This is a genomic window from Pseudomonas sp. Pse79 (assembly GCF_024519615.1).
GTDB classification, from domain to species: domain Bacteria; phylum Pseudomonadota; class Gammaproteobacteria; order Pseudomonadales; family Pseudomonadaceae; genus Aquipseudomonas; species Aquipseudomonas veronii.
The window spans coordinates 120,037-136,258 of sequence record NZ_JALJRR010000007.1 but is presented as its reverse complement, the minus strand read 5'-3'; the positions used below and the strand labels follow the sequence as shown (position 1 = coordinate 136,258).

Here is a 16,222-nt window from a genome sequence, read left to right as displayed (position 1 = left end):
CGGATTGCCTGTAAAGATCTAATTGAAGGAAAAGCTGGTTGGAAATTGACCTAGAGGCTTGCTTTCTCTAGAATCGCCGGTCTCTTAAAACGGGGGCCATTCCGGCCCGTTGTGGACGAACCAGGTAACAACGCCATGAAACGTACTTTCCAACCAAGCACCATCAAACGCGCCCGTACCCACGGCTTCCGTGCTCGCATGGCTACCAAGAACGGCCGTGCTGTCCTGTCGCGTCGCCGCGCCAAAGGTCGTGCGCGTCTGGCAGTTTGATAATCCGGTACTGGTGGTGAGTCAGGACTTCAGTCGGGAAAAGCGTCTGCTTACCCCCCGACACTTCAAGGCAGTCTTTGACTCCCCCACCGGCAAGGTTCCGGGGAAAAATCTCCTGCTCCTTGCGCGTAACAACGATCTGGATCACCCCCGTCTCGGGTTGGTGATCGGCAAGAAGAGCGTAAAGCTCTCCGTTGAGCGCAATCGCCTCAAGCGTCTGATGCGCGAATCGTTTCGCCTCCACCAGGACACTCTGGTTGGTTGGGATATTGTTATCGTCGCGCGCAAAGGCTTGGGGGACGTAGAAAACCCCGAATTGATTCAGCATTTCGGCAAGCTCTGGAAACGTCTGGCGCGTACCAACAAACCAGCACCAGCAGTCAGCACCGAAACTGTAGGGGTAGACAGCCTTGATGCGTAAACTGGCACTCGTTCCGATCCAGTTTTACCGCTATGCCATTAGTCCTCTGATGGCCAACCACTGTCGTTTCTACCCCAGTTGTTCCTGCTACGCGTTAGAGGCCATAGAAAATCATGGTCTTCTGCGCGGTGGCTGGCTGACCTTTCGTCGTTTAGGTCGCTGTCATCCGTGGAATCCCGGTGGTTATGACCCGGTTCCACCTATCCCTACCTCCCGTTCTTCTTCGATGGCCGAGTAATCATGGATATTAAACGCACGATCCTGATCGTCGCCCTGGCAATCGTGTCCTACGTCATGGTTCTTAAGTGGAACCAGGACTACGGCCAAGCTGCCCTGCCGACTCAGAATGTTGCTGCCAATCAGGCTGCGCCGGCTATTCCGGACACCCCGCTGGGTAACAATGCGTCCGCGAGTGCCGATGTTCCCAGCGCGAATGGCGAGACAAGCGCCCCTGTAGAAACGCCAGTTGTCACCAATAAAGACCTCATCCATGTGAAAACGGATGTGCTCGACCTGGCTATCGATCCACAAGGTGGTGATATCGCGCAGCTGAAACTGCCGCTGTATCCACGTCGCCAAGACCATCCGGATGTTCCGTTCCAGCTGTTCGATAACGGCGGCGAACGCGTTTATCTGGCACAAAGCGGCCTGACCGGCACCAACGGTCCGGATGCGCGTGCTACCGGTCGTCCGGTTTATTCGACCGAACAGAAGACTTATCAACTGGCTGACGGCCAGAACCAGTTGAACGTCGACCTGAAATTCAGCCTCGACGGCGTCAATTACATCAAACGCTTCAGCTTCACCCGCGGTTTGTACGACTTGAAGGTCACTTACCTGATCGACAACGAAAGCGACAAAGCGTGGAGCGGCAACCTGTTTGCCCAGCTCAAGCGTGATGGCAGCGCCGATCCTTCTTCCAGCACTGCCACCGGCACCGCGACTTACCTGGGCGCCGCCCTGTGGACAAGTAACGAGCCGTACAAAAAAGTGTCGATGAAAGATATCGACAAGGGCGCGCTGAAAGAAACCGTCCAAGGTGGTTGGGTTGCCTGGTTGCAACACTACTTCGTGACCGCGTGGATCCCGAACAAGGGTGAAGCCAACCTGGTGCAAACCCGCAAGGACAGCCAGGGCAACTACATCATCGGCTTTACTGGCCCGACGTTGACCGTTGCTCCAGGCGCCAAGGCTGAAACCACCGCGACCCTGTACGCCGGCCCGAAAAGCCAGGCAGTGCTCAAAGAGTTATCCCCAGGTCTGGAACTGACTGTGGATTACGGCATCCTGTGGTTCATTGCCCAGCCGATCTTCTGGCTGCTGCAACATATCCACAGCATCGTCGGCAACTGGGGCTTCTCGATCATCTTCCTGACGATGCTGATCAAGGGGATCTTCTTCCCACTGTCGGCCGCCAGTTACAAGTCGATGGCGCGCATGCGTGCCGTGGCCCCGAAACTGGCCGCGCTGAAAGAACAACATGGCGACGACCGGCAGAAAATGTCGCAGGCCATGATGGAGCTGTACAAGAAAGAGAAGATCAACCCGCTGGGTGGATGCTTGCCGATTCTGGTGCAGATGCCGGTATTCCTGTCGCTGTACTGGGTACTCCTGGAAAGCGTGGAAATGCGCCAGGCACCGTTCATGCTGTGGATAACTGACCTGTCGATCAAAGACCCGTTCTTTATCCTGCCGATCATCATGGGCGCGACCATGTTCATCCAGCAGCGCCTGAACCCGACTCCGCCGGATCCGATGCAGGCCAAGGTAATGAAAATGATGCCAATCATCTTCACCTTCTTCTTCCTGTGGTTCCCGGCTGGTCTGGTGCTGTACTGGGTGGTCAACAACGTGTTGTCGATCTCTCAACAGTGGTACATCACACGTAAGATCGAAGCGGCTACCAAAAAAGCCGCGGCGTAACTTACTCTGTGGATAACCACTCAAGACGCCCCCTAGTGGGGCGTTTTGCTTTCCGTCACTTTTGTTCTGGAACCTGCTGATGAGCGCTCCTCGTGAAACCATCGCTGCTGTCGCTACCGCCCAAGGTCGCGGCGGTGTCGGTATCGTTCGAATTTCCGGGCCGCTCGCCGGCATGGCTGCCAAGGCCATCAGCGGTCGTGAGTTGAAACCGCGCTACGCCCATTACGGCGCGTTTCTGGATGCGGATAACCAGGTGCTGGACGAAGGCCTGGCCCTCTATTTCCCGGGGCCGAATTCCTTTACCGGTGAAGATGTCCTTGAATTGCAGGGCCACGGAGGCCCCGTCGTGCTGGATATGCTGCTGCAGCGCTGCCTGCAACTGGGCTGTCGCCTGGCCCGGCCGGGAGAATTCAGCGAGCGTGCATTCCTCAACGACAAGCTCGACCTGGCCCAGGCCGAAGCCATTGCCGATTTGATCGAGGCCAGTTCTGCACAGGCGGCGCGCAACGCCTTGCGCTCACTGCAGGGTGCGTTTTCCCTGCGCGTGCATAACTTGACCGAGCAACTGATCAGCCTGCGCATCTATGTGGAGGCGGCGATTGATTTTCCGGAAGAAGAAATCGACTTCCTCGCCGATGGCCATGTATTGGCGATGCTGGATAAAGTCCGCGACGAGTTATCCACAGTGCTGCGCGAAGCCGGGCAGGGCGCGTTGTTGCGCGACGGCATGACCGTGGTGATTGCCGGGCGCCCCAACGCGGGCAAATCCAGCCTGCTCAATGCCCTGGCGGGCCGTGAAGCAGCGATCGTCACCGAGATTGCCGGCACCACCCGGGATATCCTGCGCGAACATATCCACATCGACGGCATGCCGCTGCACGTCGTCGATACGGCCGGGCTGCGTGACACCGACGACCAGGTGGAAAAGATCGGCGTGGAACGCGCCCTCAAGGCCATCGGCGAAGCCGACCGCGTGCTGCTGGTGGTAGACGCCACTGCGCCGGAGGCGGTGGACCCTTTCGCCCTGTGGCCGGAATTCCTCGAGCAACGGCCCGACCCGGCCAAAGTCACCTTGATCCGCAACAAGGCCGACCTGACTGGCGAAGCCATTGCCATGGAAACCAGCGAGGATGGCCACGTCACGATCAGCCTGAGTGCCAAGTCGGCCGGTGATGGCCTGGAGTTGCTGCGCGAACACCTCAAAGCCTGCATGGGCTATGAGCAGACGTCGGAAAGCAGCTTCAGCGCCCGTCGCAGGCACCTGGAGGCGCTGCGCCATGCCAGCGCGGCCCTGGAGCATGGTCGGGCGCAGCTGACCTTGGCAGGCGCCGGTGAGCTGCTGGCTGAGGATTTACGCCAGGCGCAGCAGCTATTGGGCGAGATCACCGGGGCATTCAGCTCGGATGACCTGCTGGGGCGGATCTTTTCCAGCTTCTGTATCGGTAAATAGACCTTCGTTGTCCACAGACAGGCCATTCGTGCCTGTCTGTTTCTCTTGTTTCAGCCGATTTCCTCTCTTTCTGCATTCCTGAGCCAGCCATTGGTGGCCTCGCCGTGGGCGCGATTTGCGTTGGCGCAGCAATTTCTGTGGATTAAGCCCTGTGAATAACCGCGCCTGTGCCCGGTTGATAACAGGGCTTGAAACCTGAGCGAAAACCCCTCTGTGGATAACCGCCTGTTTAATCCACAGGCTTAAAGCACTTATCCACGCCGCTCATGGACACATGACCACAGACTTTTGAATCTCTGTACATTACGTAAATAAAGGGCTGTAGCAATCTATCCACAGAAAGTAGGCTCAGTATAAATAAACATAAAAACAAAGATTTAATATCTTTCTCTCTTTTAATTTCTATTGTCTGTGATTCATCCACAGCTGGTTAAATTTTGTGCAAAGGGTTCTTTAGGAAGGGCTAAGTCCCTATACTGGCCGCCAAAGCTCTAAAACCAGCTCAATCAATCAATTCCTAATTACCTACATAAGCAGGCACGAGGTGCGTGGTGGATTTCCCTTCCCGTTTTGAAGTGATCGTCATCGGCGGCGGTCATGCCGGTACCGAGGCAGCACTGGCCTCAGCACGCATGGGTGCAAAAACCCTGTTGCTGACGCACAACGTGGAAACCCTTGGTGCCATGAGTTGCAACCCTGCCATTGGCGGCATCGGCAAAAGCCATCTGGTCAAGGAAATCGACGCCCTTGGCGGCGCGATGGCCATGGCCACCGACAAAGGGGGTATTCAATTTCGTGTGCTGAACAGCCGCAAAGGCCCAGCCGTGCGTGCGACCCGGGCACAAGCTGACCGCATCCTGTACAAGGCGGCGGTACGCGAAACCCTGGAAAACCAGGCGAACCTGTGGATATTTCAACAGGCAGCCGATGACCTGATCGTCGAACAAGACCAGGTCCGCGGTGTTGTCACCCAGATGGGCCTGCGTTTCTTCGCTGAATCCGTGGTGTTGACCACCGGCACGTTCCTCGGTGGACTTATCCACATCGGCATGCAGAACTATTCCGGTGGCCGCGCCGGCGATCCGCCGTCGATTGCCCTGGCACAACGCCTGCGCGAACTGCCGCTGCGGGTCGGTCGCCTGAAAACCGGTACGCCGCCGCGGATCGATGGGCGTTCGGTGGACTTCTCGGTGATGACCGAGCAGGCCGGCGATACGCCGATTCCGGTGATGTCGTTCATGGGTTCGAAAGAGCAGCACCCGAAACAGGTGAGCTGCTGGATTACCCACACCAATGCGCGTACCCACGAAATCATTGCCGCGAACCTCGACCGTTCGCCGATGTATTCCGGGGTGATCGAAGGCATCGGCCCGCGTTACTGCCCGTCGATCGAAGACAAGATCCACCGCTTTGCCGACAAGGAAAGCCACCAGGTCTTCATCGAGCCCGAAGGCTTGACCACTCACGAGCTGTACCCGAACGGGATTTCCACTTCCCTGCCGTTCGACGTGCAAATCCAGATCGTGCAATCGATTCGCGGCATGGAAAACGCGCACATCGTGCGTCCCGGCTACGCCATCGAGTACGACTACTTCGACCCGCGTGACCTGAAATACAGCCTGGAAACCAAAGTGATCGGCGGTCTGTTCTTCGCCGGACAAATCAATGGCACCACCGGTTACGAAGAAGCCGGCGCCCAAGGTTTGCTGGCCGGGGCCAACGCCGCGTTGCGCGCGCAGGGCAAAGACAGCTGGTGCCCGCGTCGCGATGAAGCGTATATCGGCGTGTTGGTCGACGACCTGATCACCCTGGGTACCCAGGAACCGTACCGGATGTTCACTTCGCGAGCGGAATACCGTCTGATCCTGCGCGAAGACAACGCCGACCTGCGCCTGACCGAAAAAGGCCGCGAGTTGGGCCTGGTGGATGACGCGCGTTGGGCGGCTTTCTGCAAGAAACGTGAAAGTATCGACCTGGAAGAGCAGCGCCTGAAAAGCACCTGGGTTCGCCCGGGTACCGAGCAGGGCGACGCGATCGCCGAAAAATTCGGCACGCCGCTGACCCACGAGTACAACCTGCTGAACCTGCTGTCCCGTCCGGAAATCGACTACGCTGGTCTGATTGAAGTGACCGGCGGCGGCGCAGACGATCCGCAGGTCGCCGAACAGGTCGAGATCAAAACCAAGTACGCCGGTTATATCGATCGCCAGCAGGACGAGATCGCTCGCCTGCGCGCCAGTGAAGACACCAAGCTGCCTGTGGATATCGATTACACCGGGATTTCCGGGCTGTCGAAAGAAATCCAAAGCAAGCTGGGGATAACTCGCCCGGAAACCCTGGGCCAGGCTTCACGGATCCCCGGTGTCACCCCGGCAGCCATTTCGCTGTTGATGATTCATTTGAAAAAACGCGGCGCGGGCCGTCAGTTGGAGCAAAGCGCTTGAGTTCGTTGGTCACCTCGCAACACGCCGAAGAGTTATCCACAGGAGCACGCCAGTTGGGTGTCGACCTGAGCCCCGCCCAGCACGAGTTGCTGCTCGGCTACCTGGCCCTGTTGATCAAATGGAACAAGGCTTACAACCTGACGGCGGTGCGCGACCCCGACGAAATGGTCTCGCGCCACTTGCTCGACAGCCTGAGCGTGATGCCGTTCATCGAAAACGGCCGCTGGCTCGACGTCGGCAGCGGCGGCGGGATGCCTGGCATTCCGCTCGCTATCCTGTTTCCCGAGTCGCAAGTGACCTGCCTGGACAGTAACGGCAAGAAGACCCGCTTCCTGACCCAGGTCAAACTCGAATTGAAGCTGGACAACCTGCAAGTTATCCACAGTCGCGTCGAAGCCTTCACGCCGCCGCAGCCTTTCAACGGAATTGTTTCCCGGGCTTTCAGCAGCATGGAGAATTTCAGCAACTGGACCCGCCACTTAGGCGACCGCGACACACGTTGGCTGGCAATGAAGGGCGTTCATCCAAGCGACGAGCTGTTAGCATTGCCGGCAGACTTCCACCTCGATAGCGAACACGCCTTGGCCGTACCCGGTTGCCAAGGCCAACGCCATCTGCTGATACTGCGCCGCACGGCATGATTGGGAACACAAGCAAGAATGGCTAAGGTATTCGCGATAGCGAACCAGAAAGGTGGCGTGGGTAAAACCACCACCTGCATCAACCTCGCAGCATCCCTGGTCGCGACCAAGCGCCGGGTGCTGTTGATCGATCTCGATCCACAGGGCAACGCCACCATGGGTAGCGGTGTGGATAAACACGGCCTGGAAAACTCGGTCTACGACTTGCTGATCGGCGAGTGCGACCTGGCCCAGGCCATGCACTATTCCGAACACGGCGGTTATCAACTGCTGCCGGCCAACCGCGACCTGACGGCGGCGGAAGTGGTGCTGCTGGAAATGCAGATGAAAGAAAGCCGTCTGCGCAGCGCCTTGGCGCCGATCCGCGAGAATTACGATTACATCTTGATCGACTGCCCGCCGTCGCTGTCGATGCTGACGCTCAATGCGCTGGTGGCCGCCGATGGCGTGATTATCCCCATGCAGTGCGAGTACTACGCACTGGAAGGCTTGAGCGACCTTGTGGATAACATCAAGCGCATCGCCGAACTGCTCAACCCGAACCTGCAGATCGAAGGCCTGCTGCGGACCATGTTCGATCCGCGCCTGAGCCTGATGAACGATGTGTCGGCGCAGCTCAAGGAACACTTCGGCGATCAGCTGTACGACACCGTGATCCCACGCAACATCCGCCTGGCCGAAGCGCCAAGCTATGGCATGCCCGCGCTGGCGTATGACAAGTCCTCGCGTGGCGCCATTGCCTACCTGGCATTGGCCGGCGAGATGGTTCGTCGTCAACGCCGCAACTCCCGTACCGCTGCAGCCCAGCCAACTTAAGGAAACCCCATGGCCGTCAAGAAACGAGGTCTCGGACGTGGACTGGATGCACTGCTGAGTGGTCCGACTGTCACGACCCTTGAAGAACAAGCGGTACAGGCCGACGAGCGCGAGCTGCAGCACCTGCCGCTGGACCTGATCCAGCGCGGCAAATACCAGCCGCGCCGGGACATGGACCCGCAGGCGCTGGAAGAACTGGCCAACTCGATCAAGGCCCAGGGCGTGATGCAGCCGATCGTGGTCCGCCCGATCGGCGCCGGCCGCTTTGAAATCATCGCCGGCGAACGCCGCTGGCGCGCGAGCCAACAGGCCGGCAAGGAAACCATCCCGGCGATGGTGCGCGATGTGCCGGATGAAACCGCCATCGCCATGGCGTTGATCGAGAACATCCAGCGCGAAGACCTCAATCCGATCGAAGAAGCGATCGCTTTGCAGCGTTTGCAGCAGGAATTCCAGTTGACCCAGCAACAAGTGGCCGATGCCGTGGGTAAATCCCGCGTGACCGTGTCCAACCTGCTGCGCCTGATTGCACTGCCGGAAGTCATCAAGACGATGCTTTCCCATGGCGACCTCGAAATGGGGCATGCGCGTGCTTTGCTCGGTTTACCGGAAAATCAACAGGTTGAAGGGGCGCGACACGTTGTCGCACGGGGTCTCACCGTTCGTCAGACCGAGGCCCTGGTTCGACAGTGGCTCAGTGGCAAACCTGCACCGGTCGAAGCGGTCAAAACTGATCCGGATATCGCGCGTCTCGAACAGCGCCTGGCCGAGCGCCTGGGCTCTGCGGTGCAAATTCGGCATGGCAAGAAGGGTAAAGGCCAACTGGTCATCGGCTATAACTCGCTAGATGAGCTTCAGGGTGTTCTTGCCCACATCCGCTGAAACAATTGCTTATGTAGCGTGTGATCGGAAATCACTACCTGACAGTTGAATAGGGGCAGAACCGCCCCTATACTCTGCGCGCATTTTGTCGGCACAAATTATGCCAAGTTATTGATTTCCGGCAGCCGACCATTGAGGAGCAAGAGTGGTGGAAACCCGCACGCCAAACACGTCGTCGTTCCATCGCTTGGCCGTTTTCCCGGTTCTATTGGCGCAATTTGTCATTTTGCTGATCGCCGCACTGGCGCTTTGGTATTGGCATGGAGTCGTAGCGGGATACTCGGGACTCTGCGGAGGCCTGATAGCCTTGCTGCCCAATATGTATTTTGCTCACAGGGCCTTTCGGTTTTCCGGCGCCCGAGCAGCCCAGGCCATCGTCCGGTCTTTTTATGCCGGCGAGGCGGGGAAATTGATTTTGACGGCAGTGCTGTTTGCACTGACCTTTGCAGGTGTGAAGCCATTGGCGCCGCTGGCTGTATTCAGCGTCTTCGTGTTGACCCAACTGGTCAGCTGGTTCGCTCCCCTGCTAATGAAAACAAGACTTTCGAAACCTTAGGGCGTTTGAGGCAACCATGGCAGAAACAACCGCTTCGGGCTATATCCAGCACCACTTGCAGAACCTGACCTTCGGTCAGCTTCCCAACGGCGGCTGGGGCTTCGCCCACACCGCAGCAGAAGCCAAAGAAATGGGCTTCTGGGCTTTCCACCTGGATACTCTGGGCTGGTCGGTCGCATTGGGTCTGATTTTCGTCCTGATTTTCCGCATGGCGGCAAAGAAGGCGACTTCCGGTCAACCGGGTGCCCTGCAGAACTTCGTTGAAGTATTGGTCGAATTCGTCGATGGCAGCGTGAAAGACAGCTTCCATGGCCGTAGCCCGGTGATTGCACCGCTGGCACTGACCATCTTCGTCTGGGTGTTCCTGATGAACGCCGTCGACCTGATTCCGGTCGACTGGATTCCTCAGCTGGCCATCCTGATCACTGGCGATCACCACATTCCATTCCGTGCGGTGTCCACCACTGACCCTAACGCCACCCTGGGCATGGCCCTGTCGGTGTTCGCGTTGATCATTTTCTACAGCATCAAGGTCAAGGGCATCGGCGGCTTCATCGGCGAACTGACCCTGCACCCGTTCGGCAGCAAGAACATCTTCGTTCAAGCCCTGCTGATCCCGGTGAACTTCCTGCTGGAATTCGTGACCCTGGTCGCCAAGCCGATCTCCCTGGCCTTGCGACTGTTCGGCAACATGTATGCCGGCGAGCTGGTGTTCATTCTGATTGCTGTGATGTTCGGCAGCGGTCTGCTCTGGCTTAGCGGCCTGGGCGTTGTTCTGCAGTGGGCGTGGGCTGTGTTCCACATCCTGATCATCACCCTGCAGGCGTTTATCTTCATGATGCTGACCATCGTCTACCTGTCGATGGCGCACGAAGAGAACCATTAAGGCCAGTCTCGACTAGTCTGATGTCCTTCCCGGTAAAACGGGAAGGTGGCCTGAAAGGGCTATGAAACGATTTGTTTTACCGCTTTAAAATCTAAAAAACCTAAACCATACGACGTAAAAGTCGGGAGGAAAGATGGAAACTGTAGTTGGTCTAACCGCTATCGCTGTTGCACTGTTGATCGGCCTGGGCGCCCTGGGTACTGCCATTGGTTTCGGCCTGCTTGGCGGCAAATTCCTGGAAGGCGCAGCGCGTCAGCCAGAAATGGTTCCAATGCTGCAAGTTAAAATGTTCATCGTCGCCGGCCTGCTCGACGCCGTGACCATGATCGGCGTTGGTATCGCTCTGTTCTTCACCTTCGCGAACCCCTTCGTTGGTCAACTCGCTGGCTAATCACTCGAATTTTCGAGTTGATTGGGGTGATGGACAACGAATGAGCGAGGTGTTGGCGTGAACATTAATGCAACCCTGATTGGCCAATCCGTTGCGTTCTTCATTTTTGTAGTGTTTTGCATGAAGTTCGTGTGGCCTCCGGTCATCGCGGCTTTGCACGAACGTCAGAAGAAGATCGCGGATGGTTTGGACGCTGCCAGCCGTGCAGCTCGCGACCTGGAGTTGGCCCAAGAGAAAGTGGGTCATCAACTGCGCGATGCTAAAGCACAGGCAGCTGAAATCATTGAGCAAGCCAAGAAGCGCGGCAACCAGATCGTCGAAGAGGCTGTTGAAAAAGCCCGCGTCGAAGCTGATCGTGTGAAGGCTTCGGCTCATGCCGAGATCGAACAGGAACTGAACGGCGTCAAAGACGCGCTGCGTGCCCAACTGGGTGCTCTGGCGGTCGGCGGTGCCGAGAAGATCCTCGGTGCCACAATCGATCAAAACGCGCACGCGGAGCTGGTTAATAAACTGGCTGCTGAAATTTAAGCGAGGGCGATCATGGCAGAACTGACCACGTTGGCCCGACCTTACGCTAAGGCAGCCTTCGAGCACGCCCAGGCCCACCAGCAGCTGGCCTCTTGGTCAGCCATGCTCGGCCTGGCTGCAGCAGTGTCGCAAGACGACACCATGCAGCGCGTGCTCAAGGCCCCGCGCCTGACGAGCGCAGACAAGGCCGCCACGTTTATTGACGTGTGCGGCGACAAGTTCGATGTGAAAGTGCAGAACTTCATTCACGTCGTTGCCGAAAACGACCGTCTCCCGCTTCTGCCGGAGATTGCCGCTCTGTTCGACCTGTTCAAGGCCGAGCAAGAGAAGTCGGTAGACGTTGAAGTGACCAGTGCTTTTGCATTGAACCAAGAACAGCAAGACAAACTCGCCAAGGTTCTCAGTGCACGACTCGACCGGGAAGTGCGCCTGCAAGTTGCGGAAGACAAATCCCTCATTGGGGGCATTGTCATTCGCGCCGGCGACCTGGTTATCGATGGCTCGGTTCGCGGCAAACTCGCGAGCCTTGCCGAAGCATTGAAATCTTGAGTTTGAAGGGGCAGCAGAGCAATGCAGCAACTCAATCCTTCCGAAATAAGTGAAATTATCAAGGGCCGCATCGACAAGCTCGATGTGACCTCCCAAGCCCGTAACGAAGGCACTGTCGTCAGCGTATCTGACGGCATCGTGCGGATTCACGGTCTGGCCGACGTCATGTACGGCGAGATGATCGAGTTTCCGGGCGGCGTCTACGGTATGGCCCTCAACCTGGAGCAAGACTCCGTAGGTGCCGTTGTATTGGGCGCGTACACCAGTCTGGCTGAAGGCATGAGCGCCAAGTGCACCGGCCGCATCCTGGAGGTTCCGGTTGGTAAGGAACTGCTGGGTCGCGTAGTCGACGCACTGGGTAACCCAGTTGACGGCAAAGGTCCGCTGAACAACACCGAGACCGATGCGGTCGAGAAAGTTGCTCCAGGCGTGATCTGGCGTAAGTCGGTAGACCAGCCTGTACAGACTGGCTACAAGGCTGTCGATGCCATGATCCCAGTCGGCCGTGGCCAGCGTGAGCTGATCATCGGTGACCGTCAGATCGGTAAAACCGCTCTGGCGATCGACGCGATCATCAACCAGAAGAACAGCGGCATTTTCTGCGTCTACGTAGCCATCGGTCAGAAACAATCGACCATCGCCAACGTGGTTCGCAAGCTGGAAGAAAACGGCGCCCTGGCCAACACGATCATCGTGGCTGCCAGTGCTTCGGAATCTCCTGCGCTGCAATTCCTGGCACCGTACTCCGGTTGCACCATGGGTGAATTCTTCCGCGACCGCGGTGAAGACGCGCTGATCGTTTATGACGATCTGTCCAAGCAAGCAGTGGCTTACCGCCAGATTTCCCTGCTGCTGCGCCGTCCACCAGGCCGTGAAGCCTACCCAGGCGACGTGTTCTATCTCCACTCCCGTCTGCTGGAGCGCGCATCCCGCGTTTCGGAAGAATACGTAGAGAAGTTCACCAACGGCGCAGTGACCGGCAAAACCGGTTCCCTGACCGCACTGCCGATCATCGAAACCCAGGCTGGCGACGTTTCCGCGTTCGTTCCGACCAACGTGATTTCCATCACCGACGGTCAGATCTTCCTGGAATCGGCCATGTTCAACTCGGGCATCCGCCCTGCAGTGAACGCCGGTGTTTCGGTATCCCGTGTGGGTGGTGCCGCTCAGACCAAGATCATCAAGAAGCTCTCCGGTGGTATCCGTACCGCTCTGGCTCAGTACCGTGAACTGGCGGCATTCGCCCAGTTCGCTTCTGACCTGGACGAAGCGACCCGTAAGCAACTTGAGCATGGTCAGCGCGTTACCGAGCTGATGAAGCAGAAGCAATACGCCCCGATGTCGATCGCTGACATGGCGTTGTCGCTGTATGCCGCTGAGCGTGGGTTCCTGACCGACGTTGAAATCGCCAAGGTCGGCAGCTTTGAACAAGCGCTGATTGCTTACTTCAACCGCGATCACGCCGAATTGATGGCGAAGATCAACGTGAAGGGTGACTTCAATGACGATATCGACGCTGGCATGAAAGCCGGTATCGAGAAGTTCAAGGCCACCCAAACCTGGTAAGCCGCAGCGGGAGCCGCAAGGCTCCCGCTTGCTAACCTGATAGGTGTTACATGGCAGGCGCAAAAGAGATTCGCAGTAAGATTGCGAGCATCAAAAGCACGCAAAAAATTACCAGCGCCATGGAAAAAGTGGCGGTCAGCAAAATGCGCAAGGCACAAATGCGTATGTCGGCTAGCCGTCCTTATGCGGAGCGTATCCGCCAGGTAATTGGGCATTTGGCCAACGCCAACCCGGAATACCGCCACCCGTTCATGATCGACCGCGAAGTTAAGCGTGTGGGTTATGTGGTAGTGAGCAGTGACCGTGGTTTGTGCGGTGGTTTGAATACCAACCTGTTCAAGGCCCTGGTCAAGGACATGGCGGTAAACCGCGAAAACGGCGTCGAGATCGATCTGTGTGTAGTTGGTAGCAAGGGTGCGGCCTTTTTCCGCAACTTCGGCGGTAACGTCGTTGCAGCTATCAGCCACCTGGGTGAAGAGCCGTCGATCAATGATTTGATCGGCAGTGTGAAGGTGATGCTGGATGCGTACCTGGAAGGCCGGATTGACCGCCTGTCCGTGGTATCCAACAAGTTCATCAACACCATGACCCAGCAGCCTACCGTGGAGCAATTGATTCCACTGGTGGCGACTCCGGATCAGGAACTCAAGCACCACTGGGACTACCTCTACGAACCAGACGCCAAAGAGCTGCTTGACGGCTTGATGGTGCGCTACGTGGAGTCGCAGGTGTACCAGGCGGTGGTCGAGAACAACGCAGCTGAACAAGCGGCGCGGATGATCGCGATGAAAAACGCTACCGATAACGCCGGTGATCTGATCAGCGATTTGCAGCTGATCTACAACAAGGCGCGTCAGGCTGCGATCACCCAAGAGATCTCGGAAATCGTCGGCGGCGCTGCCGCGGTTTAACGGTTCAAATATTCAGAGGATCCAGCTATGAGTAGCGGACGTATCGTTCAAATCATCGGCGCCGTTATCGACGTGGAATTTCCACGCGACAGCGTACCGAGCATCTACAACGCTTTGAAAGTACAAAGCGATGCAGGCACCACTCTGGAAGTTCAGCAGCAGCTGGGCGACGGCGTGGTTCGTACCATTGCAATGGGTTCCACCGAGGGCTTGAAGCGCGGTCTGGGTGTTCTGGACACTGGCGCTGCCATCTCCGTACCGGTCGGTAAAGCGACCCTGGGCCGGATCATGGACGTTCTGGGTAACCCGATTGACGAAGCTGGCCCGATCGACACCGAAGAGCGCTGGGGCATTCACCGTCCAGCACCTTCGTTCGCGGAACAAGCTGGCGGCAACGACCTGCTGGAAACCGGCATCAAGGTTATCGACCTGGTTTGCCCGTTCGCCAAGGGCGGTAAAGTCGGTCTGTTCGGTGGTGCCGGTGTAGGCAAGACCGTAAACATGATGGAACTGATCCGTAACATCGCCATCGAGCACAGCGGTTATTCCGTGTTCGCCGGTGTGGGTGAGCGTACTCGTGAGGGTAACGACTTCTACCACGAGATGAAGGACTCCAACGTTCTGGACAAAGTGGCACTGGTTTACGGTCAGATGAACGAGCCGCCGGGAAACCGTCTGCGCGTAGCACTGACCGGCCTGACCATGGCCGAGAAGTTCCGTGACGAAGGTAACGACGTTCTGCTGTTCGTCGACAACATCTATCGTTACACCCTGGCCGGTACTGAAGTATCCGCACTGCTGGGCCGTATGCCTTCGGCAGTAGGTTACCAGCCGACCCTGGCTGAAGAGATGGGCGTTCTGCAAGAACGTATCACTTCGACCAAGGAAGGTTCGATCACTTCGATCCAAGCGGTATACGTACCTGCGGATGACTTGACCGACCCGTCGCCAGCGACCACCTTCGCCCACTTGGACGCCACCGTCGTTCTGTCCCGTGACATCGCTTCCCTGGGTATCTACCCAGCGGTCGATCCACTCGACTCGACTTCGCGCCAGCTGGACCCGAACGTGATCGGCCAGGAGCACTACGACACCGCTCGCGGCGTTCAGTACGTGCTGCAGCGTTACAAAGAACTGAAGGACATCATTGCGATCCTGGGTATGGACGAGCTGTCGGAAACCGACAAGCAGTTGGTATCCCGCGCTCGTAAGATCCAGCGCTTCTTGTCGCAGCCGTTCTTCGTGGCTGAAGTCTTCACCGGTGCCTCGGGTAAATACGTTTCCCTGAAAGACACCATTGCTGGCTTCAAAGGCATCCTCAACGGTGACTACGACCACCTGCCAGAACAAGCGTTCTACATGGTCGGCGGCATCGAAGAAGCGATCGAGAAAGCCAAGAAACTGTAATCCCGGCGCCCGGCAACGGGCGCTCATCAGGTTGAGGCAATCAGATGGCTATGACAGTCCATTGCGATATCGTCAGCGCGGAAGGGCAAATCTTCTCCGGTCTGGTAGAAATGGTGATTGCACACGGCGAACTCGGTGACCTGGGTATTGCCATGGGCCACGCGCCATTGATCACCAGTTTGAAGCCAGGTCCGATCACTCTGACCAAGCAAGGCGGGGACCGGGAGGTGTTTTACATCTCTGGTGGTTACCTCGAGGTTCAGCCGAACATGGTCAAGGTACTTGCCGACACCGTGCAACGTGCTGCTGACCTGGATGAAGCCTCCGCTCAGGCAGCCGTCAAGGCCGCCGAGAAGGCCCTGAACGAAAAAGGCGCAGATTTCGACTACGGTTCTGCTGCCGCTCGTCTGGCCGAGGCCGCAGCTCAGCTGCGTACCGTCCAGCAGATCCGCAAGAAGTTTGGCGGCTAAGCCGTTACGCCTCATGCGTGATTGATTAAAAAGGGTAGCCTCGGCTACCCTTTTTCTTTTTTTGCAAAACACTTCTCTGGTCTGAAGCCGGACCGCCCAGGATTGGTAGCC

General features: G+C 57.5%; 18 protein-coding genes. All 18 read left to right on the top strand.

Annotation, left to right across the window (positions count from 1 at the left end):
- Window positions 1-135: 135 nt before the first annotated feature.
- The 18 genes from rpmH to NR164_RS11400 all read left to right on the top strand — a co-directional run bounded on the left by rpmH (window position 136) and on the right by NR164_RS11400 (window position 16,111).
- Window positions 136-270 carry a 50S ribosomal protein L34 gene (rpmH, locus tag NR164_RS11485; protein ID WP_003213577.1) on the top strand — a complete coding sequence of 45 codons (135 nt, stop codon included), beginning with the start codon at window positions 136-138 and terminating at the stop codon, window positions 268-270.
- Window positions 271-286: 16 nt separating this feature from the next.
- A complete protein-coding gene (rnpA, locus tag NR164_RS11480; RefSeq protein WP_010565857.1) occupies window positions 287-691 on the top strand; it encodes a ribonuclease P protein component in 405 nt (134 codons plus the stop codon).
- The gene (yidD, locus tag NR164_RS11475) at window positions 684-929 is read left to right on the top strand and encodes a membrane protein insertion efficiency factor YidD (RefSeq protein ID WP_003213574.1); all 246 of its coding nucleotides are present in this window, start codon (window positions 684-686) and stop codon (window positions 927-929) included. The genes rnpA and yidD overlap by 8 nt, the downstream gene beginning before the upstream one ends.
- A gap of 2 nt (window positions 930-931) precedes the next feature.
- Window positions 932-2,614, top strand: a complete 1,683-nt coding sequence (gene yidC / locus NR164_RS11470; protein WP_046381578.1) for a membrane protein insertase YidC — start codon at window positions 932-934, stop codon at window positions 2,612-2,614.
- 79 nt (window positions 2,615-2,693) lie between these two features.
- A complete protein-coding gene (gene mnmE / locus NR164_RS11465) occupies window positions 2,694-4,064 on the top strand; it encodes a tRNA uridine-5-carboxymethylaminomethyl(34) synthesis GTPase MnmE (RefSeq protein ID WP_017848941.1) in 1,371 nt (456 codons plus the stop codon).
- 551 nt (window positions 4,065-4,615) lie between these two features.
- Window positions 4,616-6,508, top strand: a complete 1,893-nt coding sequence (gene mnmG, locus NR164_RS11460) for a tRNA uridine-5-carboxymethylaminomethyl(34) synthesis enzyme MnmG (protein ID WP_057004955.1) — start codon at window positions 4,616-4,618, stop codon at window positions 6,506-6,508.
- Complete coding sequence (gene rsmG, locus NR164_RS11455; RefSeq protein ID WP_026140276.1) at window positions 6,505-7,149, top strand: 16S rRNA (guanine(527)-N(7))-methyltransferase RsmG; 645 nt, start codon at window positions 6,505-6,507, stop codon at window positions 7,147-7,149. The genes mnmG and rsmG overlap by 4 nt, the downstream gene beginning before the upstream one ends.
- Window positions 7,150-7,167: 18 nt before the next feature.
- Entirely contained in the window at window positions 7,168-7,965 is a 798-nt protein-coding gene (locus tag NR164_RS11450) for a ParA family protein (protein ID WP_016978715.1), read from the top strand.
- A 9-nt stretch (window positions 7,966-7,974) separates the two neighbouring features.
- Window positions 7,975-8,847 carry a ParB/RepB/Spo0J family partition protein gene (locus tag NR164_RS11445; RefSeq protein ID WP_017848938.1) on the top strand — a complete coding sequence of 291 codons (873 nt, stop codon included), beginning with the start codon at window positions 7,975-7,977 and terminating at the stop codon, window positions 8,845-8,847.
- Window positions 8,848-8,995: 148 nt separating this feature from the next.
- Window positions 8,996-9,403 carry a F0F1 ATP synthase subunit I gene (locus NR164_RS11440; protein WP_026140275.1) on the top strand — a complete coding sequence of 136 codons (408 nt, stop codon included), beginning with the start codon at window positions 8,996-8,998 and terminating at the stop codon, window positions 9,401-9,403.
- 16 nt (window positions 9,404-9,419) lie between these two features.
- Window positions 9,420-10,289, top strand: a complete 870-nt coding sequence (atpB, locus tag NR164_RS11435; RefSeq protein WP_017848936.1) for a F0F1 ATP synthase subunit A — start codon at window positions 9,420-9,422, stop codon at window positions 10,287-10,289.
- Between the two features lie 133 nt (window positions 10,290-10,422).
- On the top strand, window positions 10,423-10,680 hold the full coding sequence (gene atpE, locus NR164_RS11430) for a F0F1 ATP synthase subunit C (protein WP_002555987.1): 258 nt from the start codon (window positions 10,423-10,425) through the stop codon (window positions 10,678-10,680).
- A 57-nt stretch (window positions 10,681-10,737) separates the two neighbouring features.
- Window positions 10,738-11,208 (top strand): F0F1 ATP synthase subunit B, encoded by a 471-nt coding sequence (locus NR164_RS11425; RefSeq protein WP_015886647.1) that lies wholly within the window; start codon window positions 10,738-10,740, stop codon window positions 11,206-11,208.
- 12 nt (window positions 11,209-11,220) lie between these two features.
- Window positions 11,221-11,757: a F0F1 ATP synthase subunit delta gene (locus tag NR164_RS11420; RefSeq protein WP_017848934.1), complete on the top strand. Its 537-nt coding sequence runs from the start codon at window positions 11,221-11,223 to the stop codon at window positions 11,755-11,757.
- 21 nt (window positions 11,758-11,778) lie between these two features.
- Complete coding sequence (gene atpA / locus NR164_RS11415; RefSeq protein WP_017848933.1) at window positions 11,779-13,323, top strand: F0F1 ATP synthase subunit alpha; 1,545 nt, start codon at window positions 11,779-11,781, stop codon at window positions 13,321-13,323.
- Between the two features lie 50 nt (window positions 13,324-13,373).
- Window positions 13,374-14,234 (top strand): F0F1 ATP synthase subunit gamma, encoded by an 861-nt coding sequence (gene atpG / locus NR164_RS11410; protein WP_017848932.1) that lies wholly within the window; start codon window positions 13,374-13,376, stop codon window positions 14,232-14,234.
- Between the two features lie 27 nt (window positions 14,235-14,261).
- Complete coding sequence (atpD, locus tag NR164_RS11405) at window positions 14,262-15,641, top strand: F0F1 ATP synthase subunit beta (RefSeq protein WP_010565871.1); 1,380 nt, start codon at window positions 14,262-14,264, stop codon at window positions 15,639-15,641.
- 44 nt (window positions 15,642-15,685) lie between these two features.
- The gene (locus NR164_RS11400) at window positions 15,686-16,111 is read left to right on the top strand and encodes a F0F1 ATP synthase subunit epsilon (RefSeq protein WP_017848931.1); all 426 of its coding nucleotides are present in this window, start codon (window positions 15,686-15,688) and stop codon (window positions 16,109-16,111) included.
- The last annotated feature ends 111 nt before the right edge of the window (window positions 16,112-16,222 follow it).